Origin of the sequence: Microbacterium ureisolvens (assembly GCF_019511645.1) — a bacterium.
Lineage (GTDB): Bacteria > Actinomycetota > Actinomycetes > Actinomycetales > Microbacteriaceae > Microbacterium > Microbacterium ureisolvens_A.
This window is the reverse complement of record NZ_JAEUAX010000001.1, coordinates 170,519-194,223: the sequence shown is the minus strand read 5'-3', so window position 1 is coordinate 194,223 and position 23,705 is coordinate 170,519. Positions and strand designations below refer to the sequence as shown.

Genomic DNA, 23,705 nt, shown 5'->3' with positions numbered 1-23,705 from the left:
GAGCGAATCAGACGTGTGCCGTGCCCGGTCCGTCCACAGCCGGGCGCGGCACCCGCTGGCAGTGCGCGCAGAAGTGGCTCGAGCGATTGGTGAACGACACGCGCACGATCGGACGGCCGCATCGGGGGCATGGCTCCCCGGTGCGGCCGTACGCGTTGAGCGAGTGAGCGAAGTAGCCGGCCTGACCGTTGACGTTGACGTACTGCGCATCGAAGCTCGTGCCGCCTTCGGCCAGGGCCTTCTCGAGCACGTGGCGCACCTCGCCCAGCAGGCGGTTGACCGCGCGGGTGGGCAGAGCGCGAGCGGATGTCTCGGGGTGGATGCGCGCCGCCCACAGCGACTCGTCGGCGTAGATGTTGCCGACTCCGCTGACGACCGTCTGGTCGAGCAGCACGCGCTTGATCGCCGAGTCCTTGCGCGCGAGGGCGCGCCGGAAGCCCGCATCCGAGAACGCCGGATCGAGCGGGTCGCGCGCGATGTGCGCCACCTGAGCGGGGACGGATGCCTCGTCCCACCCGTAGCCGCCGGGCGCGGCGTCGGGCGTCGCGATGAGGTCGTCGATCGCCAGCGATCCGAAGGTGCGCTGGTCGGCGAAGACGACCGACAGCTCTCCGTGCGCCGGATGGGCGAGGTCGATGCGCACCCGCTCGTGCCGCTCGGACGCGGCACCCGGAGCACGCAGCAGCATCTGGCCGCTCATGCCCAGATGGCCGATCACCGCCTCGTCGGATGGGGCGCCGTCGGTCTCCGACCGCAACGGAAGCCACAGGAACTTGCCGCGGCGCGCGGCCGCGCTCACGACTCGTCCGGTCAGGCGCGATTCGAAGTCCGCGCCGCCGCCGGCGTGTCGCGTCAGCGCGCGCTCGTCGAGCACGGTGACCCCGATCACGAGGGCACCGGTGACAGCGGGAGCGAGGCCGGCGCGCACGACCTCGACCTCGGGAAGCTCAGGCACGCCCGCTGAGCGCTCGCCACGCCGTGAGCGCGGCGGCCATCTCGGCATGCTTCTTGCTGGTGCCCGTACCCTCTGCCGAGAGGTCGCCCACCGTCACGATCGCCGTGAAGCGGCGGTCGTGGTCGGGTCCGGTGGAGGTGACCTCGTACGCCGGGGGCAGCAGCGCGCCACGCGCGGCGAGCTCCTGCAGCGCCGTCTTCGGATCCATCGCGGCACCGTAGCGCTCTGGGTCGGCGAGCAGCGGCTCCACGAGTCGCAGCACCAGGCCCGTCGCGGCATCCGACCCCGCCGACAGGTAGGTCGCTCCGAAGATCGCCTCCATGGTGTCGGCGAGGATCGAGTCCTTGTCGCGTCCGCCGGTGAGGATCTCGCCCCGGCCGAGCTTGAGGTGCGCGCCGAGGCCGATTCCCCGGGCGATCTCGGCGAGCGCCACCGTCGAGACGACGCCGGCGCGCCGCTTGGCGAGGGCGCCCTCTTCGAGCTCGGGATGGCCGGTGAACAGGCGCACCGTCACGGCGAGACCGAGCACGGAGTCCCCGAGGAACTCGAGACGCTCGTTGTGCGGAACCTGTCCGTTCTCGTATGCCCACGAGCGATGCGTCAGCGCCAGCGACAGAAGCTCGGGGTCGATATCGACTCCGAGCTTCTGTGTGAGGTCTGAGAGCGTGGTCCGCTCCGCTGCGACGTCTGTCACGTCAGACCGTGCGCGACGATCAGACGTCGGCGACCTTGCGGCCCTTGTACTCGAGGAACAGCTCGGTGCCCTGCGAGTCGGTGACGACCTTCGCCTGGTGCGGACGGCTGTAGACGGTCTTGCCGTTCTCGACGGTCTTGACGAGCGTGGGGGCCTCGGCCTTCCACTGCGCGCGACGCGAGCGAGTGTTGGAGCGGGAGACCTTCCGCTTCGGGGGGTTACCTGCCATGGCTAGCTCTCTTCTGTGTTCTCGACGCCGCTGTCAACCGCGGGGGCGCGGTGCATCGTCGTCGTGGCTCGTGGTGAAGTCCTGGAGCGCGGCCCATCGTGGATCGAGAGGCTCGCTCTTCGGCGTTCCGGTGCTCTCGGCCAGTCGCTCACCTGTGACCGGATCGAGTCCGGGGCAATCCGGCTGGCACACCGGCTGAAACGGAAGCGACAGGACGACCGCTTCCCTGACCAGAGTTTCAAGATCCACGTGGTCGTCTTGAACCTCGAAGTCAGTTTCTTCCTCCCCAGGATACGCGAAAAGCTCCTGAAACTCGACTTTGAGCCCCTCGGCGATGTCGATGAGGCATCGGCTGCAGATCCCGGTGTACTCGGTGTCGACTTCTCCGGAGACGAGAATGCCCTCGTGCACCGACTCGAGGCGGACGTCGATGACGACAGGCTCACCCTCGGCGACCGCCACGAGCCCTTCGCCCCACTTCTCGGGAGCGGGCACCTCGAGGGTGTGCTCGCGCATCTCTCCGGCGCGGTGTGCGATGTCGCGGACCGGGAGGACGAACGGACCCGTCACATGCTTTCTGACCACGGCCCCAGCCTAGCCGCGGTTTCGGTCAGAGGCCGCGCGCGCCGGTGTCGAGGAACCGTGCCACGGCGGGCGGCACGAACGGCGACACATCGCCGCCCAGGGATGCGACCTGACGCACCAGCGAGCTCGACACGAGCGCGTGGGCGGGATCCGGCAGCAGGAAGACGGTTTCGACATGGGCGAGGTGGCGGTTCACGATCGCCATCGGCGTCTCGTACGCCACATCGACCTGCGAGCGGATGCCCTTCACGAGCACGCCGGCTCCGACATCCGTCGCGTAGTCCACGAGAAGACCCATGCTCCACGAGGCGACGATCACATCGCCTTCGATCTCGCTCTCGGCGATCGACTGCTCCAGCAGCGACTGGCGCTGCGCGATCGGGAGCATCGCCTCCTTGCCGGGGTTGTGGACGACGAGCACGTGGAGCTGGTCGTAGAGCGAGGCGGCGCGGCGGATCACGTCCAGATGACCGAGGGTCGGCGGATCGAACGATCCCGGGACGACGGCGATCCGGCTGCTCATGCGATCCAGCCTAGCGGGATGCGCCGCGGCGCTCCGACGATCTCAGTTCTTGGCGAGGGCCGCTCGCTCAGCCATTCCGACGTTGCGCTCGAGCGCCGCCGCGAGTCCGGGATGCCGCAGCAGCGCCGGGTCCTCGGCGAGCACCTGCTCGGCCGCAACGCGAGCCTCGGAGATGATGTCGGCGTCCTTCACGACGCGCAGCAGTCGCAACGACGACCGGGCACCCGACTGTGCGTCGCCGAGCACGTCGCCCTCGCCTCGGAGCTCCAGGTCGATCTCGGCCAGCGCGAATCCGTCGAGCGTCGAGGCCACGGCATCCACTCTGTCCCTCGCGGGCGTGCCGAGCGGCGCCCCGGTCACGAGAAGGCAGAGCCCGGGGATCCCGCCGCGCCCGACGCGTCCGCGCAGCTGATGCAGCTGCGACACCCCGAACCGGTCGGCTTCGAGAATCGCCATCGTCGAGGCGTTCGGCACGTCGACGCCCACCTCGACCACCGTCGTCGCCACGAGCACGTCGACGTCCCCGCGGGCGAAGGCCTGCATGACGGCATCCTTCTCTTCCGACGGCATCTTGCCGTGCAGGATCTCGACACGGATGTCGGAGAACGACGGATGCCTCGACAGCAGGTCCGCGACCTGCACGACGCCCCAGCGGGTGCGGCTCGCCTCGCCGCCGGTGTCGCCGGCAGGCTCGTCTGCGGTGTCGTCCTTGGTGAGCTTCTCCGCGTCGATGGCAGCGCACACGACGAACGCCTGACGGCCCTGGGCGACCTCTTCGGCGATGCGCTCCCACACGCGCCCGAACCAGCTCGAGCGCTCCGCCAGCGGCGCGACGTAGGTCTCGATCCCGGCGCGCCCGGCAGGCATCGTGCGGATCGTCGAGACGTCGAGATCGCCGAACACGGTCATCGCCACAGTGCGCGGGATCGGCGTCGCCGTCAGCACGAGCGCGTGCGGTGAGGATCCCTTGGCGCGCAGCGACTCCCGCTGCTCGACGCCGAAGCGGTGCTGCTCGTCGACCACGACCAGTCCGAGGTCGGCGAAGGTCGTGCTCTCGCTCAGCAGCGCGTGCGTGCCGACGACGATGAGCGCCTGCCCCGACGCGGCGCGCAGCGCTGCCTTCCGGCGCTCCGCCGCGGGAAGCTGCCCCGTGAGGAGCGTCGGCATGAGCTCGGGGGCGAGCTGAGGTCCCAGCATCCGCGCGATCGACCGCACGTGCTGCGCCGCCAGGACTTCGGTCGGCGCGATGAGTGCCGATTGGCCACCGGACTGGGCGACCTGCAGCATCGCCCGCAGCGCGACCAGCGTCTTGCCCGAGCCGACCTCGCCCTGCACCAGGCGGTTCATGGGCCAGTCGCCCTCGAGGTCGCGCGCGACGTCGTCGCCGACTGCGACCTGGTCGGGGGTGCGCGGGAACGGCAGGGACGCGTCGAAGCGTTCGAGCAGTGAGCCCGGCGGCCGCTTGGTCGCGGACAGCGCCCGGACGAACTGCCGCTGCTGCAGGAGCGCCACCTGGAGGACGAAGGCCTCCTGCATGCGCAGTGTGGCGCGCGCCGGCTCGATCTGGTCGAAGTCGGTCGGACGGTGGATGTGCTCGATCGCGGTGCGGGCGTCGACGAGCCCGTGCCGTGCACGCAACTCCTCGGTGAGGGGGTCGGGGACCTCGCCGAGACCGTCGAGGACGAGCTCCACGGTCTTCTGCAGCTGCCAGCTGGCGACCGTGCTCGTGGCCGGATAGATCGGGATGGGCAGTTTGGCGTCCGCCTGCACCTTCAGCCGCGCCGTGTCGGCGTCCTCGAAGAGCTCGTAATCGGGGTGGGCGAGCTGCTGGACGCCTTTGTAGATGCCCACCTTGCCCGCGAAGATGCCCTGCCGTCCGGGTTGCAGGTCGCGCACACGCCACGACTGGTTGAAGAAGGTCAGCGACATCTCGCCGTTGCCGTCGCTGATCACGACCTCGAGCAGCGACCCGTTCCGGTTCTTCATACGCCGCTCGCTGACGCGGCGCACCTCGGCGACGATGGTCACCGGCTCGCCGAGCGGCAGTGTTGAGATCGGGGTCAGTTCACCGCGGCGGGCGTAGCGGCGCGGATAGTGGACGAGGAGGTCGCCGACCGTCGTCATGCCGAAGGCGCGCTCGAGGGCGGCCGCCGTCTTGCCGCCGATCGCGCCGCCGAGGCTCGAGTCGAGGGTGAAGGAGGCCACGCCACGAGTCTAGAAGCGACCGGGGACGTCGCGTGGCTCACGCGAAGATGGACGAGACGATCTCCGAGAGGAACGCGCGCCCGTTGCGGTTCACCGTGGAGAGATAAATCCACACCCCGTCTCGCGCGACGATCATCTCCTCGGTGTCGGTCCCCTGTCCGGGAAGCACGCAGAAGTCGGCGCCGAAGTCGTCCGACACCTGGCAGGTGTAACCCTGCCCGGGAAGATCCGCCACCGCGGCACTGACGGCCTCCGGCGTCGCCGTGCTGATGAGAAGCAGCATCCCGGTGGCATCTCCCACGATCCAGTCGCAGCCCAGCACCAGGGTGGCACCCTCGGGCGCCGGGCGCACGAAGCCCTCGCCGTTGCTCTGCAGCGTCATGTCACCGACGGCTTCCTGCCGGGTCGCAGGCGTCGCCAGGCTGTCGCAGTCCGTCGGAAGCGTGACGGACGCGGACTCGGTCGGTGACGGCGACGTGCTCGGAGAGTCCGAAGGCGATGCCGACGTCGTCGGCGATGTGGTCGGGGATGTCGTCGGCGATGTCGTAGGCGACCCGCCGCCGCTCGCGCACCCCGCGAGCAGGAGGATGGCCGCGACGCACGCGGTCACCGCCGATGAAACCCTGATGCCGCTGCGATTCATGTCGACCCCCATGGATCCGGACGACTCCCCCACCCGAGATCATAGGGGCAAGCTCCGCAGGGACCGCACCGCGCCGGACCGTTATCGTGAGAGGGTGACGCGCATCATCGCCGGCCGTGCGGGCTCGCTCATGCTCGACGTGCCGGACGCCGGCACTCGCCCGACGAGCGACCGTGTACGGGAGTCCCTCTTCGGAGCGCTGGAGTCCGCCGACGCTGTTCGCGGTGCTGCGGTGCTCGACCTCTACGCGGGCTCGGGCGCCCTGGGTCTCGAGGCGGTGAGTCGCGGGGCCGCATCCGCCGATCTCGTCGAGAAGTCGCCGCGGGCAGCGACCATCGTGCAGCGCAACGCGAGCCGCGTGGCGAAGGCCGTGGGAACGGATGCCGCGATCCGCGTGCACCGCGCGTCGGCCGACACGTTCCTTCGCTCGGCGCGGGGCCCGTTCGACCTGGTCTTCCTCGACCCGCCGTACGACGTCGGCGAGACGGAGCTGTCATCGACGCTCGCGCTGCTCGTCCCCGTCCTCGCGGCCGGAGCGGACGTCGTGATCGAACGCGCCTCGCGCTCCCCTGAGCCGGCCCTTCCCGACGGGCTCGTCGCCACCCGCTCGAAGCGCTACGGCGACACGGCGATGTGGTGGGCGACCACCGCCGGCTGACCCCGTCATCCCGTGCCGGCGTCCCAATCGCGGTAGGGGTCCCAGCCGCCGCGACCGTCGTGGGGCCGCCCGTCGACCAGCACCGCGTGGTCGCCGCGCGGCCGCACCATCCCCACGCGGACGAAGCCGCGCGGCAGCGGCCGGTTCGCCGGGAAGGTCGCCAGGAGCGCGTGATCCTCCCCGCCCGCGAGAGCCGAGGCGACATCGGCTCCGAGCGACGCCGACTCGAAGGCGATGGTGACAGCGGACGCTGCGGCCATGCGCGATGCGTCGAGCACGAGGCCGTCCGACACGTCCATCATGGCGGTTGCGCCCGCGTCCGCCGCCTCGGGTCCCAGCCACACGGGCGGAGAAGGACGCAGCTGCGCCGCGAGATCGGCGAGCTCCGCCTGGTCGAGCAGACTCTCGTCGACGGGGATGGGGTGGCCCGCGGCATCCGTGAATCGCTGGAAAAGGATGTCGAGACCCCGCGACGCGCGCCCCAGTTCGCCGGCCACCGCGACCAGGTCGCCCTCCTCGGCGCCCGAGCGCAGCACCGGATCGCGTCCGGCGAGGGCTCCGAGCGCGGTCACCGCGATCGTCAGCGTGTCGGAGACGGTGAGATCGCCCCCTTCGACGCGACAGCCGGGGGCGAGGTCGCGGCAGGCGGCACGAAGGCCGTCTGCGATGCCGGTGACGAACGAGAGGCGCGTCGCATCGGGCATCGCGAGGGCCACGAGCAGTGCCGTGGGCGTCGCGCCCATCGCCGCCACGTCCGCGAGGTTGACGGCCGCCGCCTTGTAGCCGAGGTCGAACGCGCTCGACCACGCGAGGCGGAAGTCGGGACCGTGGACCAGCGTGTCGACCGTCGCCACCACGCGGCCGTCGGCCGCGGCGATCACGGCGGCGTCGTCGCCAGGCCCGACGAGGGCGTTCGACTCGCCCAGCCGCTCCAGGATCCCGCGCAGGATGCGTCCTTCGCTGAGCTCGCCCACCGTCGGATCCCTGCGCTCGTCGACCACACGACCACGCTACCGGTGCCGACGATCCGGACCGCGCCGCCGGGTTAGCCTGGAATGGTGCGTGCCCTCCCCTCCCTCGTTGCGTTCGGCCTCACGATGGTGGCGGCCGTCGGACTGACGGGCTGCACCACCACGGTCGACCTCGACCCCGCGGAGGCGGCGAACGACCCGCTGTGCGCGGAGATCACCTCCAACCTCCCGGGCACGGTGAGCGGGCAGCCCCGCCGGTGGACCGACGCGCAGGCGACCGGAGCGTGGGGCGAGCCTTCGAAAGTGCTGCTCACGTGCGGCGTCGAGCCTCCGGGGCCGACGACGCTTCCCTGCCAGGACGTCGCGGGAGTCGACTGGATCATCGACGACTCCGATGCGCCGCGCTTCCGCGTCACCACGTTCGGACGTACGCCCGCCGTGGAGATCTACCTCGACACGACCGCTGACGAGAACGGCGATGGAGTATCGAGCCGCGACGTGCTGGACGCACTGTCGCCCGTCGTGAGCGTGCTGCCCGTCGACGGGCAGTGCCTCGATCGGGGCGCGGCGACACCTGCCCCCTGAGGCTCGTGATCGCGGCGCTCAGCGCGCGGCGCGCACGCCGACCGTCTGCGATGTGCGCTCCAGTGCGGTCTCGATGAGCTCGGTGATGAGCTCCGGGTACGACATCCCCGACGCGATCCAGCACTTCGGGAACATCGAGATCGGCGTGAAGCCCGGCATGGTGTTCAGCTCGTTGACGTACAGCCCGTCCGCGGCGAGGAAGAAGTCGACGCGCGCGAGGCCTTTGCCGTCGACGGCCTGGAAGGCTCGGATGCCGAGCTCCTGGATCGCCGCGACCTCGACGCCGGTCAGATCGGCCGGGCAGACCACCTCGGCGCCGTCGCCGCCGAGGTACTTGCCCTCGAAGTCGTAGAACTCGCGCGTGGTGAGCACGATCTCGCCGGGCAGCGATGCCCGCGGGGCGCCGCCGCCGCGTCCCTCCAGGATCGCGACCTCGACCTCACGGCCGGCGATCGCCGACTCGACGAGCACCTTGTCGTCCTCGGCGAACGCCAGGGCGAGTGCCGCGTCGAGCTCGGACGCGTCATGGACCTTCGAGACGCCGACGCTCGAGCCCGCGCGCGCAGGCTTCACGAATGACGGCTCACCCAGGGCCGCAGCATCCGCCCGCACCCCCTCCCGGTCACGCTCCCATCGCTCCTGCGTCACCGTCACCCACGGCGACACCGGCACGCCCGCGGCCTGCAGGACGATCTTCATGAAGTGCTTGTCCATGCAGAGCGCCGAATCGAGCACGCCGCCGCCCGCGTACGGGATCTCCAGCGTGTCGAAGAAGCCCTGGATGGTGCCGTCCTCGCCGTGCACGCCGTGAAGGATCGGCAGCACGACGTCGAGGGCGCCCAGGTCGTCGACCGTGCCGTCGGCGCGGCGCACGCGAAGCTCGCGTTCGCCCACCTCGGGCCACAGGATGCGGGTGCCGTTGTCGACCACCTCGGGGAGCCTCTCGGCGTCCAGCGCGAACTTGGCGGGGTCGTCGTCCTCCAGGACGAACACGCCGTCGCGCGTGATCCCGACCGGGATCACGCGGTAGCTGTCACGATCGATCGCCCGCAGCACCCCGCCCGCCGTTGCGGAACTGATCGAGTGCTCGCTGGATCGACCGCCAAAGAGCACCGCCACCGCCGGCTTGTCCATTCGTCGTCCTCTCGCCCTGGGGGGTGTCGTCGTCGGTCGTAAGGTGCGGCGCGATGTCGCGCGGGTTCATGGTGCCGTCGAGCACCATCTTCACCTGCTCGACGATGGGCATCTGCACGCCCACCTCCCGCGCCAGCTGCAGGATGGGCGCGACGGACGCCAATCCCTCCGCCGTCTGGTTCATCTGCTTGACGACGTCGTCGAAACGGTAGCCCTGGCCCAGCAGTCGCCCGGCGGTGTTGTTGCGGCTGAGCGGCGACTGGCACGTCGCGATGAGGTCGCCGAGCCCGGCGAGGCCCTGCAGCGTCTCGTGCTGCGCCCCGAACGCGACGGCGAAGTCGGTCATCTCGACGAGGCCGCGCGTGATGATCGACGCCTTCGTGTTCTCGCCGTACCCCACCCCGTCGACGATCCCGATCGCGACGGCGATGAGGTTCTTCAGCACACCGCCGAACTCCGTGCCGATCACATCGGTGTTGACGAACGTACGGAAGTACTTGTTGCGCGCGCGGCGGGCGACGGCGTCGGCGGTCTCCTGGCTGGTCGACGAGATCACGGCGGCCGTCGGCTGCTCGCGCGCGATCTCGAGGGCGAGGTTGGGACCGGACGCGACGGCGATGCGCGCCGGGTCGCAGTGCAGCTCCTGCTCGATCACCTGGCTCATGCGCAGGCCGGTGCGCCGCTCGACGCCCTTCATGAGCGACACGATGGGAGCGTCGTTCTGGGCGATCAGCGGGCGCACCGCCTTGAGGTTCTGACGTACCGCCTGACTCGGGATCGACAGGTAGATCTGCTCGGCGCCCTCGAGCGCCTCCGACAGGTGGTGGGTGGCGTGCATGTCGCGCGGCAGGTTGATCCCGGGGAGGTACTCGCTGTTGCGCTTGCCCTCCTGGATCTCGCTCGCCAGTTCCGGGCGACGCGCCCACATGGTGACATGGGCGCCGCCGTCGGCGAGGATCTTGCCGAACGTCGTGCCCCAGCTGCCCGCGCCGACGACGGCGACGCGCGGGCGCGCGGCGTCCTGCCTACGGCTCAAGGCGACCCGTCTCCTTCTGGCCGTGATCGGCCGGGTTCCACCGCTGGGCGGGAGCAGGCTCGCCGCGCAGCTGCGAGAGGAGGCTCGAGATGTCGGCCATCACGGCGTCCGTCGCCTCGACGAGTGCGGTCTGCGACGACGCGGACCCGGCGTACGCCGAGAGATCCACCGGGTCGCCGACGATCACGCGCACGCGCCGGCGCAGCGGCCAGAGCTTGAGCTTCCCGTAGCGCGGAAGCACCTGCTGCGAGCCCCAGTGCGCCATCGGGATGACCGGGATGCCGCCCGCCAGCGCGAGACGGACCGCGCCGGTCTTGCCGCGCATGGGCCAGAGGTTCGGCTCCCGGGTGAGCGAGCCCTCCGGGTAGACGATCACGCCACGACCGTGCGCCACGAGCGTCTCGGACGCCTCCAGCGTGGCGCGAGCCGCGGCTGCCGACGTGGTGCGCGCGACCGGCACCATGCCGGTGGCCCGCAGCACCCCGCCGAGAACCGGTACCCGGAACAGGCTCTCCTTCGCCATGAATCGGGGTGCCCGGCCCAGTCGCCACACGGCAAGTGCGACGACCAGCGGGTCGATCTCGCTCATGTGGTTCGGCGCGAGCACGTAGGCCCCGTCTCGGGGGAGCTTGCCGCCGTCCTCGATCTCGAGCTTGAACAGGAGGCTCAGGAGAGGGACGAGGAGCCCGGCCAGGGGCCAGAAGACGCTCGGTCGTGTCTTCTCGGCCGAGGCGCGCGGACGATCGGTGGCCACCGGGCTATCCGATGACGTCGAAGTCGGCACCGAGCTGGTCGAGCTTGGCGAAGAACTTCTCGTAGCCGCGACGGATGATTCCGACGTTGCGGACGACCGACTCCCCCTCGGCGGCCAGCGCCGCGATCACGTAGCTGTACCCGCCCCGCAGGTCGGGGACGACCACATCGGCGCCGTGCAGCGGCGTGGGACCGTTGATGACGGCCGCCTGCTCGAGGGCTCGGCGGGGGACGCGGCGGCCGGGTGCGTCGATCCCGTCACGATGGACGACGATGTCGGCGCCCATGAGGTTCAGCGCTTCAGTGAAGCCCAGCCGGTTCTCGTACACGGTCTCGTGCACGGTCGACTCCCCCTCCGCCTGCGTGAGGGCGACGATGAGCGGTTGCTGCCAGTCGGTCATGAAGCCGGGGTGCACGTCGGTCTCGACGACGACGGGCTTCAGCGCCCCGCCGCGGCGGAACTGGATGCCGTCCTCGCGAACGTCGAACCAGCCGCCGGCCTTGCGGAATACGTTGAGGAACGTCAGCATCTCCTGCTGACGCGCCCCGCCGACGAAGATGTCGCCGTCGGTCGCCAGCGCGGCGCACGCCCACGAAGCGGCCTCGTTGCGGTCGAAGATCGCGCGGTGGTCGTAACCGCGCAGCGAGTCGACGCCCTCGATGAAGATGACGCGGTTCGGCTCGTACGAGATGATCGCGCCCATCTTCTGCAGGACGGCGATGAGGTCCATGATCTCGGGCTCGATGGCCGCGTTGCGCAGCTCCGTGACACCCTTCGCGCGCACAGCGGTGAGAAGCACCTGCTCCGTCGCGCCGACGCTCGGGTAGGGCAGCTCGATGTTCGCACCGTGCAGTCCGTTGGGCGCGGTGATCCGGATGCCCTCGTAGCTCTTGTCGACGACGGCACCGAAGGCGCGCAGCGCGTCCATGTGGAAGTTGATCGGGCGGTCGCCGATGCGGCAGCCGCCGAGGTCGGGGATGAGCGCCTCGCCCAGCAGGTGCAGCAGGGGCCCGCAGAAGAGGATCGGGATGCGGGATGCCCCGGCGTGCGCGTCGATCTCCTCGAAGTGCGCCGCCACGGCGCCGCTCGGGTCGAGGTGGATCGTTCCTTCCTCCTCGCCGTCCTCGACGCGCACGCCGTGGACCTCGAGGAGCGAGCGGACCACCTGGACGTCGCTGATGTCGGGGACGTCGCGCAGGGTGCTGGCCGTCTCGCCGAGGAGAGCCGCGACCATCGCCTTCGTGACGAGGTTCTTCGCGCCCTTGACCTCGACGCGACCGGTCAGCGGTCGCCCGCCCCGGATGGCGAGGACTTCACCGGTCAGTTCCTGCTCCGCCGCTTCGGCAGTGGTGCTTTCGCCGGTGGCGACGTTCAGGAGCGGCTTCATCCGGTGGTCCTCACTTGGTGTGCAGAGGGGGCTTGCGACGGTCGGGCGCCCGGGTTGTGGGCGCCCGGCCCGGCTTACGGAACGGGAAGTGTCCGCGGCCGCCACGCCTCTCGGCGAGCCTCGAACTGCGCGATCTTGTCCGCGTCGCGCAGTGTGAGCCCGATGTCGTCGAGCCCTTCGAGAAGCCGCCACCTAGTGTAATCATCGATTTCGAAAGCGAGCTCCAGCGCGCCGATGCGCGCCGTGCGCGCCTGGAGATCGACCGTCATCGACACTCCCGGGTCCGCCTCGATGGCGGCCCATGCGGCCTCCAGGTCGGCCTCGGAGATCACTCCGGCGACCAGGCCCTGCTTGCCCGCGTTGCCGCGGAAGATGTCGGCGAAGCGCGGGCTCAGCACGACCTTGAATCCGAAGTCACGCAGCGCCCACACGGCGTGCTCACGGCTCGAGCCGGTGCCGAAGTCGGGACCGGCGACCAGGATGCTCGCGCCCGCATATGCCGGCTGGTTGAGCACGAACTCCGGGTCCTGCCGCCAGCTCGCGAACAGCGCGTCCTCGAAGCCCGTCTTGGTGACGCGCTTCAAGTAGACGGCCGGGATGATCTGGTCGGTGTCGACGGCGGAGCGCTTCAGCGGCGCGACGATTCCCGTGTGCGTCGTGAACTTCTCCATGTCAGGCCTCCGTGCCCTCTGCTGCGGCCGCGACCGGCGCGGGAAGATCGCCCGGGCTCGCCAGACGGCCCATGACGGCGGTGGCCGCGGCGACGAGCGGCGAGACGAGGTGGGTGCGTCCGCCCTTGCCCTGCCGACCCTCGAAGTTGCGGTTGCTCGTGGAGGCGCAGCGCTCCCCCGGTGCGAGCTGGTCGGGATTCATGCCGAGGCACATCGAGCACCCGGCGAAGCGCCACTCGGCGCCGAACTCCTCGAACACCTTGTCCAGGCCCTCGGCTTCGGCCTCCAGGCGGACGCGAGCCGACCCCGGCACCACCATGACGCGGACGCCGTCTGCCTTCTTTCGGCCTTCGATGACCGACGCGAATGCCCGCAGGTCCTCGATGCGGCTGTTCGTGCACGAACCCATGAACACCGCGTCGACGGGGACCTCCTTCAGCGGGGTGCCGGGCACGAGGTCCATGTACTCGAGCGCGCGCTCGGCGGCCGCCCGCTCGTTCGGGTCGGCGAAGTCGTCTGGCGAGGGCACGGACGCGCTCAGGGACACGCCCTGGCCCGGGTTGGTGCCCCACGTCACGAACGGCTCGAGCTCGGCGGCGTCGAGGAACACCTCGGCGTCGTAGACGGCGCCCTCGTCGCTGGGCAGCGTCCGCCAGTAGGCGACCGCGTCCTCCCAGTCCTGACCGGTCGGCGCGTGTGCACGGCCCTTCACGTACGCGAAGGTGGTCTCGTCGGGCGCGACCATTCCGGCGCGGGCGCCGGCTTCGATCGACATGTTGCAGATCGTCATGCGGCCCTCCATCGAGAGCGACCGGATGGCGCTGCCGCGGAACTCGAGCACGTAACCCTGGCCGCCGTTCGCGCCGATCTTGGCGATGATCGCCAGCACGATGTCCTTCGCCGAGACGCCGGGCTTCAGTTCCCCCTCGACCGTGATCGCCATCGTCTTGAAGGGCTTCAGCGGCAGCGTCTGCGTGGCCAGCACGTGCTCGACCTCGCTGGTGCCGATGCCGAACGCCATCGCGCCGAAAGCGCCGTGCGTCGAGGTGTGCGAGTCGCCGCACACCACCGTGATGCCCGGCATCGTCAGGCCCAGCTGCGGCCCGACCACGTGGACGATGCCCTGCTCCTTGTCGCCGAGCGAGTGCAGGCGCACACCGAACTCTGCGGCGTTGCGGCGCAGCGTGTCGATCTGGGTGCGGCTCGTCAGGTCGGCGATCGGCTTGTCGATGTCGAGCGTCGGGGTGTTGTGATCCTCGGTCGCGATCGTCAGGTCCAGACGCCGCACCGGACGGCCCTCGGCGCGCAGACCGTCGAAGGCCTGCGGGCTCGTGACCTCGTGAACCAGGTGCAGGTCGATGTAGATCAGGTCCGGCTGGCCGTCTTCGCCGCGGACGACGACGTGGTCGTCCCACACCTTCTCGGCGAGGGTCCGGGGACGGTCGGGGATGCCGGATGCATCGGTCGTGCTCATTGCTAGTCGTTCTCCTCTATGGGACTGCGCCCGCATGGGGTGGGGCCCGCGACGAACTCCGCGACGAGGGAGGCCTGGGACTAGGACTCGTCGCGGCCGCTAAGGAGAAGGCGAGCGATCCGCACGTGCCCAGGCTACCACCGCCGAAACGGCCGTCCGTCCCGCCGTCGTCATCTGCCGTCTTCCTCGCCGCTCACGCCACGGGCCGCCGACGCAAGCCGGCGGCCCGTGGCGTCGCGTCTCGCGGAAGGAGATCAGCGACCGTCCTCCGAGTGCGGGTGATCCACCGTGGGAGGCGTGCCCTTCTCGTCCGCCACGACGGCGGCCGCGGCATCCGCACCCGGCAGCTTCTTCTCCCGCGCCGAGGCGATGAGACTTGCGACGGTCGCGACGAGCATCGAGACGATGATGACGCCGAGCGACATCCAGGTCGAGATCTCGGGCGCCCATTCGATCGGCTCCCCGTTGTTGATGAACGGCAGTTCGTTCACATGCATGGCGTGGAAGACGAGCTTCAGGCCGATGAACGCGAGGATGAACGCGATGCCGTAGTGCAGGTAGCGCAGGCGATCGAGCAGGTCGCCGAGCAGGAAGTAGAGCTGGCGCAGGCCCATGAGGGCGAAGATGTTCGCCGTGAACACGATGAACGCGCTCTGCGTGATGCCGAAGATCGCGGGGATCGAGTCGATCGCGAAGAGCAGGTCGGTGACGCCGATCGCCGCGAAGACGATGATCATCGGCGTCCACATCTTCTTGCCGTCGACGACCGTGCGGATCTTCGCGCCGTCGTAGTGGTCGCTGATGTCGATCGTGCGGCGGAGCATCCGCACGACGAACGCCTCCTGCTTGACGTCGTCGTCGTGATCGCCGCCCGGGAAGGCCTGACGCCACGCCGTCCAGACGAGGAAGGCGCCGAAGATGTAGAACACCCAGCTGAACTGCTCGATCACCGCGGCGCCGACCATGATGAAGATGCCGCGCAGCACCAGGGCGATGATGATGCCCACCATCAGCACTTCCTGCTGATAGCGCCGCGGCACCGCGAATTGCGACATGATCAGCACGAACACGAAGAGGTTGTCGATCGACAGGCTGTACTCGGTGAGCCAGCCCGCGACGAACTGGCCGGCGTACTCCGGTCCCGCGACGACCCACATGATCCCGGCAAAGATGAGCGCGAGAGTCACGTAGAAGATGACCCACAGCGTCGACTCTCGCGTCGAGGGAATGTGGGGCCTCTTCAGGATGAGGAGCAGATCTGCGATCAGGATCAGCGTGAGGATCACGAGGGATCCGATTTCGAACCACAGCGGGAGTTCGAGGTCCATGCAGGGCCTTTCGAAGGGGATGTACGAGGGGTCGGTGGAATCCGAAAGTCTCTCCCCCGCGGGCCGATCGGCCTGCGGTGCGCACCCGGGGTCGCTCTGTCGGGACCCGTGATGACGGATACGCGGTGTCGGGATACTCCCTCTCGCTTCGCAACAGGATACAGGCTCGACGCGGGCCGACCAGCGCCGGTGAGACGATCCGGTCGATGCGGACACTGACACGGTGAGAGACAATTCGGAGGATGGGGATGGCCGACGACGACCTGACGGGCGACGCCGAGCTCGTGGTGCTGGCTGCGGGCGGGAGCGAGCATGCCTTCCGCACGCTCTACCGGGCGTACGTGCGGCCGGTGTACTGGCTGGCGCACGGCCTCGTCGGCAATCCGGCCGACGCGGAGGAGGTCACGCAGGAGACGTTCCTCGTCGCGTGGCGCAGGCTCCCCGACCTCGAGCTCGCCGGCGATTCCCTGCTCCCGTGGCTCGCGACCATCTGCCGGTTCCAGTGCGCGAACCGCATCCGCCGGCAACGGCGCGATCGCGAGCACACCGGTGCGGTCGCCGACGAGACCGTGCCGTCGACGATCGACGTCGAGCAGCAGGTGATCGACGGGCGCCTGGCGGAGGCGATCCTGAACGAGGTCGCAGGGCTGGGCGAGCTCGATCGCGCCATCTTCCGGCTGTGCGCGACCGAGGGCTACGCCTACCAGGCGGCCGCCGATGAGCTCGGCGTGGCACACGGCGTCGTCCGCAACCGTCTCTCCCGCATCCGCACCCGTCTGCGGACCGTTGTGAAGGAGAGCACATGAACGCCCAGCCCCCCGACTCCGGGATCCCCGCACCCCTCCCCGAACTCAGCGCCGAGCGCATCGACGAGATCGAGGAGGCGCTGTTCGCCGACATCGCGCGGGAGCGCACCCGCCAGGCCGCCCGGCGCACACGCCGGGGCCGCCTCTGGCTCGCCGGCGGCGCAGCGGCGGCGGTGATCGCCGTGGCCGCTGTCATCGCGCCTTCGGTGGGGAGCCTCGTGGGCACGTCCGGCGGTGCCGTCGATGAATCGGCCGTCGCACCGGTCGCGCCGGCCGACTCCGGAGCCGGCTCGTCGACGACGGACTCGTCGGGCGCCGACTCGCGCGAATCCGCGCCGCTCACGGTCGCGCCCGGGGCAGGCGACACGGCGGCGGACGCCGATTCCGCAGACCGCGACATCATCACCACGGCATCGGCGACGGTCACCGCAGACGATGTCGACGCGGCCGTGCGGGCCGTCGCGAACTCCGCTGTCGCCCACGGCGGCTACGTCGAGTCGATGAGCGTCGGCAGCGACGGGACGGTCTACCCCGTCAGCCCCTCCGAAGGCGGCATCGCCTACGACACCATGCCGTACCCGTACCCGTCCCCGACGGACGGCGCGTGGGTCACGGTCCGCGTGCCGGCCGACCAGCTGCAGAGCGTGATCGACGAGCTCGATGATGTCGGCGAGGTGACATCGACCAACCTGTCCCGTCAGGACGTCACCCAGCAGACCATGGATCTCCAGGCCCGCATCGACGCCGCACAGGCGTCCGTGGACCGCCTCACCCAGCTCATGGCCCAGGCTCAGAGCGTCGCGGATCTCATCGCCGCGGAGGCGGCCCTGTCGGAGCGCCAGAGCACGCTGGAGTCGTACCAGCAGCAGCTCGAGATGCTCGACGACCAGGTCGCCATGTCGACACTGTCGGTGAACATCGTGCCCGAGGTCGAGCCCGTGACCGCGGACCCCGCAGGCTTCGGTGACGGCCTCGCCGCAGGATGGAACGGCCTCGTAGCCACCCTCAACGGCATCGTGGTCGCGCTCGGGTTCCTCCTCCCCTGGCTTGCTGTGGCCGCCGTCGCCGCCCTCATCGTGTGGGGCATCGTACGGCTCGTCCGCGGTCGACGGCAGGCACGGAGGGATGCTGCCACCCCGGCTTCGCCGACCGTCGACGCGGACCGATCCAGCGACTCTTCCGCGTGACGTTCGCGGCGCCGGCCGCCCTAGGGAGTCGCCCGGAGTCCGCCCTACGGAGAACCGGAGATGCCCTCGACACCCGCTGTCGGCGGGCGTAGCGTCCCCCACGCCGGGCACCGCGCCCGGGTGGGGAGGAATGGAAATGGGGATCAGATCGCGAGTCGCCGTCGGCGTCGTCGCCGGCGTCGTCCTGGGCGTCACCGGGTCTGCTGCGGCCGGTGCCGCCCCGGTGCGCTTTCCCGTCGACGTCGTGGTGCACACCGAGATAGGCGGTGGGCCGAACGACTTCGAGGGCAACATCCCGGGATGCGAGACCGGCACGGTGCTCGATGTCGACCCTCGCGCGACGTTCACGCCCTGGGGCGGCGTCTTCAAAGGCGACAAGGAGTTCACCTGCGACAGCGGCAGCGGGGGCTTCACCGTGCAGCTCATCGCGCGATTCGGAGAGCCGGGGTCCACGGGGACCTGGACGGTCGTCGACGCGTGGGGCGACTTCGAAGGCGTCAAGGCGTCCGGAGAGCTGACGGGTACGTACACCGCGTCGGGAATCGACGACCGCTATACCGGCAGCGCCCGCTGAGCGCGCGGAGAACACAAGACGCCCCGGTCCTTGCGGACCGGGGCGTCGATGTGACCCCAGCGGGATTCGAACCCGCGTTACCGCCGTGAGAGGGCGGCGTACTAGGCCGCTATACGATGGGGCCGTACAGCGCGCCGCAACCGGGGTTGCGACGTTGTTGCCTGACTGGTGACCCCAGCGGGATTCGAACCCGCGTTACCGCCGTGAGAGGGCGGCGTACTAGGCCGCTATACGATGGGGCCGTTCAGGCAACCGTTCGATTATGCCACGGGCGTCATGCCCTCTCCAAATCGACGCGGGTACGGGAGTGCCGTCCGCGCTCGCTTGCCTCCGCGACGCCGGAACGCTTGACTCGACGCATGCGAGTCACCAAGTTCGAGCACGCCACCCTGACCCTCGTCGACTCCGGCCGCACTCTGGTCATCGATCCGGGGTCGTTCACGGCTCCACTGGGAGAACTCGAGGGCGTCGTCGGGATCGTCATCACTCACGAGCACGCCGACCACTGGACGCCCGACCATCTGGACCGCATCTTGGGGACCTTCCCCGGAACGCCGATCTTCGCACCCGAAGGCGTCTCGAAGGCGGCCGCCGGCTACAGCATCACGATCGTGCACCCCGGCGACGTCATCGAGGTCGAGCCGTTCCGCCTCGAATTCTTCGGCGGCAGGCACGCCGTGATCCATGAGTCGATCCCGGTCGTCGACAACGTCGGGGTGCTCGTGAACGACGAGTTCTACTACCCGGGCGACTCCTACGCGGTGCCGGAGGGCCGTGCGGTGAAACTGCTCGCATCGCCGGTCGGCGCGCCGTGGCTCAAGATCGGCGAGGCGATGGACTTCGTGCTCGCCGTCGCGCCACGCCGCGTGTTCGGCACGCATGACATGACGCTCTCGGTCGCCGGCCGGGATATGGGCCGCGCGCGTCTCGGCTGGGCCGCCGAGCAGGACGGCGGCGAGCTCCTGGTCCTGAACCCCGGCGACAGCACCGACATCTGAGCGGGGCACCGAAGCGGACCCGCGGAACGCGGACGACGGATGCCGCGGCAGCTTCGACCCGCGGCATCCGTCGTCACGTTCTCCTGTGCGATCTGCGACCGCACCCTCCCCTTCACTACTGCGCGTCGAGGTCCGTCTCGAGCAGCGCGACCAGGGCGTCCAGCGCCTCTTCGGCGCCGTCGCCGTCGGCCTTGAGCGTCACGACGGTCCCCTGCGAGGCGCCCAGGCCCATCAGCGACAGGATGCTGCCGGCGTTGAGGTCGGCACCGCCCTCGACCGCGATCGTGACCGGGACCGGCTGCGCCTGCACCGCCTGCACGAAGAGCTTCGCGGGGCGGGCGTGGAGTCCCGAGCTGCTGGCGATGGTGGCCTGACGTTCTGCCATGGTTCTCTCCTGTCTGTGTCGGACCTCGGCGGTCGACGATTCCGATTCTGGCGGACGACGGCCTCAGGCCGCCACGGGAACGCGCGCTTCGGCCTCCTCGAGCTCCTTCGGGGCGACCCACTTCTTGAGCGCGATGACCGTCAGCGCCGAGACGACCGTTCCGGCCGCGAGGGCGATGAGGAAGCCCCAGATCGGGTTGATCGCGAAGAGGACGAAGATGCCGCCGTGGGGCGCCAGGGACTCGACGGCGAACGCCATGCTCAGCGCACCGGTGACGGCACCGCCCAGCATCATCGAGGGGATGACGCGCAGCGGGTCGGCGGCCGCGAACGGGATCGCCCCCTCGCTGATGAACGCCGCACCGAGCAGCCACGCCGCCTTGCCGTTCTCGCGCTCGACCGGCGGGAACATGTTGCGTGCGAGCACGGTCGACGCGAGCGCCATGGCGAGCGGCGGGACCATGCCGGCGGCCATGACAGCGGCCATGATCAAGTACGGAGTCGTGTTCTCCGCCGAGGCCGACGCAAGGCCCGCGACCGCGAATGCGTAGGCGACCTTGTTGACCGGGCCGCCGAGGTCGAAGCACATCATGAGGCCGAGGATGACGCCCACGAGGACGATCGCGTCGGTCGCCGCGAGACCGGTGAGCCACGCGTTAAGACCCTCCATGAGCGTCGCGATCGGCCGGCCCAGGAACAGGATCATGAGCCCCGACGCGACGATGGACGCCGCGAGCGGGATGATCACGACCGGCATCAGGCCCCGCAGCCAGCGCGGGGCGTTGAGCCGACCGATCCACCAGGCCACGAAGCCCGCGAGCAGACCGCCGATGATTCCGCCGATGAAGCCGGCGTTCATGATGACAGCGACGGCGCCCGCGACGAATCCCGGCGCGATGCCGGGGCGGTCGGCGATCGCGAACGCGATGTAGCCCGCCAGCGCCGAGACCAGGAAGCCCATCGAGGTCACGCCGATCACGAACAGCACGGAGCCCAGGTACTGCGCGAGTCCGCCCGCCGGGAGCGCCCAGAGGGCGTTGTCGACGATGACGCTGAACGCCTCGTCGCCGACGTTCACGCCGCCGACGAGGAAGCCGAGGGCGATCAGCAGACCGCCGCCCGCGACGAACGGGATCATGTAGCTGACGCCGGTGAGGAGGATGCGCTGGATGCGCGCACCCCACGACAGTGTCTCGGCCGGAGCCGCCGTCGCGGCGGTCGCCTCGCCGCCTACGCGGGTGGCGGCCGGGTCGTTCGCCGCGGCCACGGCCTCCGCGATGAGCTGGTCGGGCTGCTCGATACCCCGCTTGACGCCCGAGCGCACGACGGGCTTGCCGGCGAACCGCTGCTGCTCCCGCACGTCGACGTCCGTCGCGAAGATGACGGCGTCGGCGTTGCGGATGACGTCGACCGGAAGCGCCTGGTACCCGCTCGAGCCCTGCGGCTCGACCACCAGGTCGATCCCGGCTTTCTTGCCGGCCGCGGTGAGTGCGTCGGCCGCCATGAAGGTGTGGGCGATGCCGGTTGCGCACGCGGTCACCGCGACCACGCGGGCAGGGCGCCCGTCGACGTCGAGTCCCGTCGCGGCGGCGGGCGCTGCGGCGGCGGGCGCTGCGGCGGCGGGCGCGACATCGGCAGCAGGGGCAGCCGGAGCCGGTGCGGCCGCTTCGCGCTCACCGATCGCGGCCTGCACGATCGCCACCACGTCGTCGTCGGTCGCCGCGGCACGCAGACCCGAGGTGAAGTCCTCCTGCATGAGGCTTCGCGCGAGCTTCGAGAGCACCGCAAGGTGCGCCTCTGCGGCGTCCGCCGGCGCGGCGATGAGGAACACGAGGTCGGCGGCGCCATCCGGCGCACCGAAGTCGACGCCCGGCTTCAGGCGCGCGAAGGCGAGGGAAGGCGTCGTGACGGCGGGGCTCTTGGCGTGCGGGATGGCGATGCCTCCGGGGAGCCCGGTCTCGTCCTTCTCTTCGCGCGCCCACGCGTCGGCGTAGAGAGCCTCGGCGTCGGTCGCGCGACCCTGCGCGGCCACGCGTGCGGCGAGGGAGCGGATGACGGCGGCCTTGTCGGTGCCCAGTGGGACATCGAGACTCACCAGGCCTGGGGTGATGGTGTCGGACACGGTGACCTCCTGCGGTCGTTGGGTGGGTTGATGCTCAGTCGAGGCGCGTGACGGGCACGTCGCCGGTGGGAAGGTCTGCGGGAGCCGGCGCCTTCGTGCCGGGAAGGGAAGCCGCCGCCGCGCCGTACCGGACGGCCAGACGCAGGCGCTCTCCCTGATCGGCACCCCGCGTGGCGGCGAGAACGTATCCGGCGAGCGAGCTGTCGCCCGCGCCCACGGTGCTCACGACCTGGATCGGCGGCGGAGCAGCGGCCCACGCGCCCTCGGCGGCGACGAGCAGCGCACCGCGCGAACCGAGCGTGACGAGAGCGGCCCCCACGCGCGCGGGGACGAGCGCACGGGCGACGTGGAGCACCGACTGCGGGTCGGAGCCGTCGATCGCGACGCCCACGAGCTCGGCCAGCTCGTCGTCGTTCGGCTTGATCAGGTCGGGGGCGCCGTCGGCGACGACCGCGGCCAGCGCGGAGCCGGACGTGTCGACGGCGATGAGTGGGGCGTCCGCGCCACGCGCCGCGCGCACGGCGGCGATGATGCGCACGTAGAAGTCCTCGCCGACGCCGGGTGGCAGCGAGCCCGCCAGCACCAGCCAACGCGCGCCGACGGATGCTGCGACCACCGCGTCGACGACGGCGGACACCTCGTCGGGCGACAGCCGGGCGCCCGGCAGGTTGAGCTTGGTCGTGACGCCGGCGGGGTCGGTGATCGCGATGTTCGCGCGGACGTTGCCGCGGATGGCCACTCGCCGCGCGACCACGTCGGCCGCGCGCAGCGCGGCGTCGTAAGGATCGTCTGGGGCGAGGGGCAGCACCGCGGCGCACTCCTCGCCGGCCGCGGTGATGGCGCGAGCGACGTTGATGCCCTTGCCGCCCGCATCTTCCCGCGTGGAAGCGGCGCTCTGCACATCGCCGACCTGCAGCGGTGCCGGAAGCATCACCGTGCGGTCGAGGGACGGGTTGGCGGTGAGCGTCACGATCATGCGAGCCAGACCTCCACGTCGGCCTCCGCCAGGGCGGTGGCGAGTTCTTCGTCGGGTGCGGCATCCGTCACCAGCACGTCGATGTCGGCGAGCGGCGCGAAGCCGACGAGCAGTTCGGCACCGAGCTTCTCGGCGTCGGCGACGACGACCACGCGCCGCGCCGACTCGACGATCGCCCGCTTGACCGCGGCCTCGTCGGGGTCCGGGGTGCTGAGACCGAACGTCGCCGAGACGCCGTTGGTGCCGATGAAGGCGACATCGGGGCGCAGCGCGCCGATCGCGCGAACCGTGTCGGCGCCGACGGCCGCAGCGGTCAGGCCGCGTACGCGACCGCCGACCAATGAGAGTGACGCGCCGGGAACCCCCGCGAGCGAGTTGCCGAGCGCCAGGGAGTGGGTGACGACCTCGATCCGCGTGGTCGAGAGCCGCGGAATCAGCGCCGAGGCGACGGCCGCGGTAGTCGTGCCGGCATCGAGGAAGACGGAGCCCGTGAATTCGGCGCCGAGGGCATCGAGGGCTCGAAGACCGATGGCCGTCTTGGCGCCGCCGTGGTGTTCGAGGCGCTCGGCGAGCGAGGTCTCGCGGGTACTGGCGCGTTCGCGGCTCACCGCTCCCCCGTGAACGCGGCGCAGTGCACCGGCAGACTCGAGGTGGTCGAGGTCGCGGCGGATGGTCTCGGTCGTGACGTCGAAGCGCTCGGCGAGCTCGACGACGCTCACCCGGCCGTGCTCGGACAGCATGAGCTCGATCTGCTCGTGGCGCTCCGTTGCGTACATGTGCGACAACCTCCGTTGGATTCCCACACAATACAACACACTCCCACATA

At 70.3% G+C, this 23,705-nt stretch carries 26 protein-coding genes and 2 tRNA genes; 6 read left to right on the top strand and 22 right to left on the bottom strand.

Features of this window, described 5'->3' with window-relative positions; translation table 11 throughout:
- Window positions 1–7: 7 nt before the first annotated feature.
- The 8 genes from mutM to JNB61_RS00910 all read right to left on the bottom strand — a co-directional run bounded on the left by mutM (window position 8) and on the right by JNB61_RS00910 (window position 5,763).
- A complete protein-coding gene (gene mutM, locus JNB61_RS00945) occupies window positions 8–955 on the bottom strand; it encodes a bifunctional DNA-formamidopyrimidine glycosylase/DNA-(apurinic or apyrimidinic site) lyase (RefSeq protein WP_220338499.1) in 948 nt (315 codons plus the stop codon).
- Window positions 948–1,649, bottom strand: coding sequence for a ribonuclease III (rnc, locus tag JNB61_RS00940; protein WP_220338498.1), 702 nt, complete (start codon window positions 1,647–1,649; stop codon window positions 948–950). Before rnc ends, mutM begins: the two co-directional genes overlap by 8 nt.
- A gap of 19 nt (window positions 1,650–1,668) precedes the next feature.
- Window positions 1,669–1,878, bottom strand: coding sequence for a 50S ribosomal protein L32 (gene rpmF / locus JNB61_RS00935; RefSeq protein WP_045297913.1), 210 nt, complete (start codon window positions 1,876–1,878; stop codon window positions 1,669–1,671).
- 33 nt (window positions 1,879–1,911) lie between these two features.
- Window positions 1,912–2,394, bottom strand: coding sequence for a YceD family protein (locus tag JNB61_RS00930; RefSeq protein WP_222854981.1), 483 nt, complete (start codon window positions 2,392–2,394; stop codon window positions 1,912–1,914).
- A gap of 94 nt (window positions 2,395–2,488) precedes the next feature.
- Window positions 2,489–2,986 (bottom strand): pantetheine-phosphate adenylyltransferase, encoded by a 498-nt coding sequence (coaD, locus tag JNB61_RS00925; RefSeq protein ID WP_220287359.1) that lies wholly within the window; start codon window positions 2,984–2,986, stop codon window positions 2,489–2,491.
- A gap of 42 nt (window positions 2,987–3,028) precedes the next feature.
- On the bottom strand, window positions 3,029–5,191 hold the full coding sequence (locus JNB61_RS00920; protein ID WP_220338497.1) for an ATP-dependent DNA helicase RecG: 2,163 nt from the start codon (window positions 5,189–5,191) through the stop codon (window positions 3,029–3,031).
- Between the two features lie 37 nt (window positions 5,192–5,228).
- The gene (locus JNB61_RS00915; protein ID WP_220287355.1) at window positions 5,229–5,573 is read right to left on the bottom strand and encodes a hypothetical protein; all 345 of its coding nucleotides are present in this window, start codon (window positions 5,571–5,573) and stop codon (window positions 5,229–5,231) included.
- 1 nt (window position 5,574) lies between these two features.
- Window positions 5,575–5,763, bottom strand: coding sequence for a hypothetical protein (locus tag JNB61_RS00910; RefSeq protein ID WP_220287354.1), 189 nt, complete (start codon window positions 5,761–5,763; stop codon window positions 5,575–5,577).
- Between the two features lie 165 nt (window positions 5,764–5,928).
- Here JNB61_RS00910 and rsmD point away from each other — a divergent pair, with 165 nt between their 5' ends.
- Window positions 5,929–6,492, top strand: a complete 564-nt coding sequence (gene rsmD, locus JNB61_RS00905; RefSeq protein WP_201448870.1) for a 16S rRNA (guanine(966)-N(2))-methyltransferase RsmD — start codon at window positions 5,929–5,931, stop codon at window positions 6,490–6,492.
- A 5-nt stretch (window positions 6,493–6,497) separates the two neighbouring features.
- Here rsmD and thiL read toward each other — a convergent pair whose 3' ends face one another.
- Entirely contained in the window at window positions 6,498–7,493 is a 996-nt protein-coding gene (thiL, locus tag JNB61_RS00900) for a thiamine-phosphate kinase (protein ID WP_159843729.1), read from the bottom strand.
- A gap of 57 nt (window positions 7,494–7,550) precedes the next feature.
- Between thiL and JNB61_RS00895 the strand changes: the two genes are divergently transcribed.
- Window positions 7,551–8,048 (top strand): DUF3515 family protein, encoded by a 498-nt coding sequence (locus JNB61_RS00895; protein ID WP_308291177.1) that lies wholly within the window; start codon window positions 7,551–7,553, stop codon window positions 8,046–8,048.
- 18 nt (window positions 8,049–8,066) lie between these two features.
- Here the strand turns inward: JNB61_RS00895 and JNB61_RS00890 are convergent, their stop codons facing one another.
- The 7 genes from JNB61_RS00890 to JNB61_RS00860 form a co-directional block, all read right to left on the bottom strand.
- On the bottom strand, window positions 8,067–9,182 hold the full coding sequence (locus JNB61_RS00890; RefSeq protein ID WP_220338495.1) for a D-alanine--D-alanine ligase family protein: 1,116 nt from the start codon (window positions 9,180–9,182) through the stop codon (window positions 8,067–8,069).
- Entirely contained in the window at window positions 9,082–10,218 is a 1,137-nt protein-coding gene (locus tag JNB61_RS00885; protein ID WP_220338494.1) for an NAD(P)H-dependent glycerol-3-phosphate dehydrogenase, read from the bottom strand. Before JNB61_RS00885 ends, JNB61_RS00890 begins: the two co-directional genes overlap by 101 nt.
- Window positions 10,208–10,972 carry a lysophospholipid acyltransferase family protein gene (locus JNB61_RS00880; RefSeq protein ID WP_308291176.1) on the bottom strand — a complete coding sequence of 255 codons (765 nt, stop codon included), beginning with the start codon at window positions 10,970–10,972 and terminating at the stop codon, window positions 10,208–10,210. The genes JNB61_RS00885 and JNB61_RS00880 overlap by 11 nt, the downstream gene beginning before the upstream one ends.
- Window positions 10,973–10,976: 4 nt before the next feature.
- Entirely contained in the window at window positions 10,977–12,359 is a 1,383-nt protein-coding gene (gene murA / locus JNB61_RS00875) for a UDP-N-acetylglucosamine 1-carboxyvinyltransferase (protein WP_223214558.1), read from the bottom strand.
- Between the two features lie 74 nt (window positions 12,360–12,433).
- The gene (leuD, locus tag JNB61_RS00870) at window positions 12,434–13,030 is read right to left on the bottom strand and encodes a 3-isopropylmalate dehydratase small subunit (protein WP_220287341.1); all 597 of its coding nucleotides are present in this window, start codon (window positions 13,028–13,030) and stop codon (window positions 12,434–12,436) included.
- A 1-nt stretch (window position 13,031) separates the two neighbouring features.
- A complete protein-coding gene (gene leuC, locus JNB61_RS00865; protein WP_220338492.1) occupies window positions 13,032–14,504 on the bottom strand; it encodes a 3-isopropylmalate dehydratase large subunit in 1,473 nt (490 codons plus the stop codon).
- Between the two features lie 254 nt (window positions 14,505–14,758).
- On the bottom strand, window positions 14,759–15,832 hold the full coding sequence (locus JNB61_RS00860; protein ID WP_220287337.1) for a TerC family protein: 1,074 nt from the start codon (window positions 15,830–15,832) through the stop codon (window positions 14,759–14,761).
- A 248-nt stretch (window positions 15,833–16,080) separates the two neighbouring features.
- On the opposite strand from JNB61_RS00860, the gene JNB61_RS00855 reads away from it, so the two are divergent.
- The 3 genes from JNB61_RS00855 to JNB61_RS00845 all read left to right on the top strand — a co-directional run bounded on the left by JNB61_RS00855 (window position 16,081) and on the right by JNB61_RS00845 (window position 18,399).
- Complete coding sequence (locus tag JNB61_RS00855; RefSeq protein ID WP_220338491.1) at window positions 16,081–16,638, top strand: RNA polymerase sigma factor; 558 nt, start codon at window positions 16,081–16,083, stop codon at window positions 16,636–16,638.
- Window positions 16,635–17,825: a DUF4349 domain-containing protein gene (locus JNB61_RS00850; RefSeq protein WP_220338490.1), complete on the top strand. Its 1,191-nt coding sequence runs from the start codon at window positions 16,635–16,637 to the stop codon at window positions 17,823–17,825. The genes JNB61_RS00855 and JNB61_RS00850 overlap by 4 nt, the downstream gene beginning before the upstream one ends.
- Window positions 17,826–17,961: 136 nt before the next feature.
- The gene (locus JNB61_RS00845; RefSeq protein ID WP_220338489.1) at window positions 17,962–18,399 is read left to right on the top strand and encodes a hypothetical protein; all 438 of its coding nucleotides are present in this window, start codon (window positions 17,962–17,964) and stop codon (window positions 18,397–18,399) included.
- A gap of 51 nt (window positions 18,400–18,450) precedes the next feature.
- Here the strand turns inward: JNB61_RS00845 and JNB61_RS00840 are convergent.
- Together JNB61_RS00840 and JNB61_RS00835 are read right to left on the bottom strand one after the other, a co-directional pair.
- Window positions 18,451–18,523: transfer RNA gene (locus tag JNB61_RS00840), tRNA-Glu, on the bottom strand.
- Window positions 18,524–18,565: 42 nt separating this feature from the next.
- Window positions 18,566–18,641: transfer RNA gene (locus tag JNB61_RS00835), tRNA-Glu, on the bottom strand.
- A gap of 117 nt (window positions 18,642–18,758) precedes the next feature.
- Between JNB61_RS00835 and JNB61_RS00830 the strand changes: the two genes are divergently transcribed.
- The gene (locus tag JNB61_RS00830; protein ID WP_159843710.1) at window positions 18,759–19,397 is read left to right on the top strand and encodes an MBL fold metallo-hydrolase; all 639 of its coding nucleotides are present in this window, start codon (window positions 18,759–18,761) and stop codon (window positions 19,395–19,397) included.
- 115 nt (window positions 19,398–19,512) lie between these two features.
- On the opposite strand, the gene JNB61_RS00825 is transcribed toward JNB61_RS00830, so the two are convergent.
- The 4 genes from JNB61_RS00825 to JNB61_RS00810 all read right to left on the bottom strand — a co-directional run bounded on the left by JNB61_RS00825 (window position 19,513) and on the right by JNB61_RS00810 (window position 23,655).
- A complete protein-coding gene (locus JNB61_RS00825) occupies window positions 19,513–19,782 on the bottom strand; it encodes an HPr family phosphocarrier protein (RefSeq protein WP_045297931.1) in 270 nt (89 codons plus the stop codon).
- Window positions 19,783–19,845: 63 nt separating this feature from the next.
- Window positions 19,846–21,903: a PTS fructose transporter subunit IIABC gene (locus JNB61_RS00820; RefSeq protein WP_220338488.1), complete on the bottom strand. Its 2,058-nt coding sequence runs from the start codon at window positions 21,901–21,903 to the stop codon at window positions 19,846–19,848.
- Window positions 21,904–21,937: 34 nt separating this feature from the next.
- Complete coding sequence (locus tag JNB61_RS00815) at window positions 21,938–22,879, bottom strand: 1-phosphofructokinase family hexose kinase (RefSeq protein WP_220338487.1); 942 nt, start codon at window positions 22,877–22,879, stop codon at window positions 21,938–21,940.
- Window positions 22,876–23,655 (bottom strand): DeoR/GlpR family DNA-binding transcription regulator, encoded by a 780-nt coding sequence (locus JNB61_RS00810; RefSeq protein WP_159843704.1) that lies wholly within the window; start codon window positions 23,653–23,655, stop codon window positions 22,876–22,878. Before JNB61_RS00810 ends, JNB61_RS00815 begins: the two co-directional genes overlap by 4 nt.
- Between the last annotated feature and the right edge of the window lie 50 nt (window positions 23,656–23,705).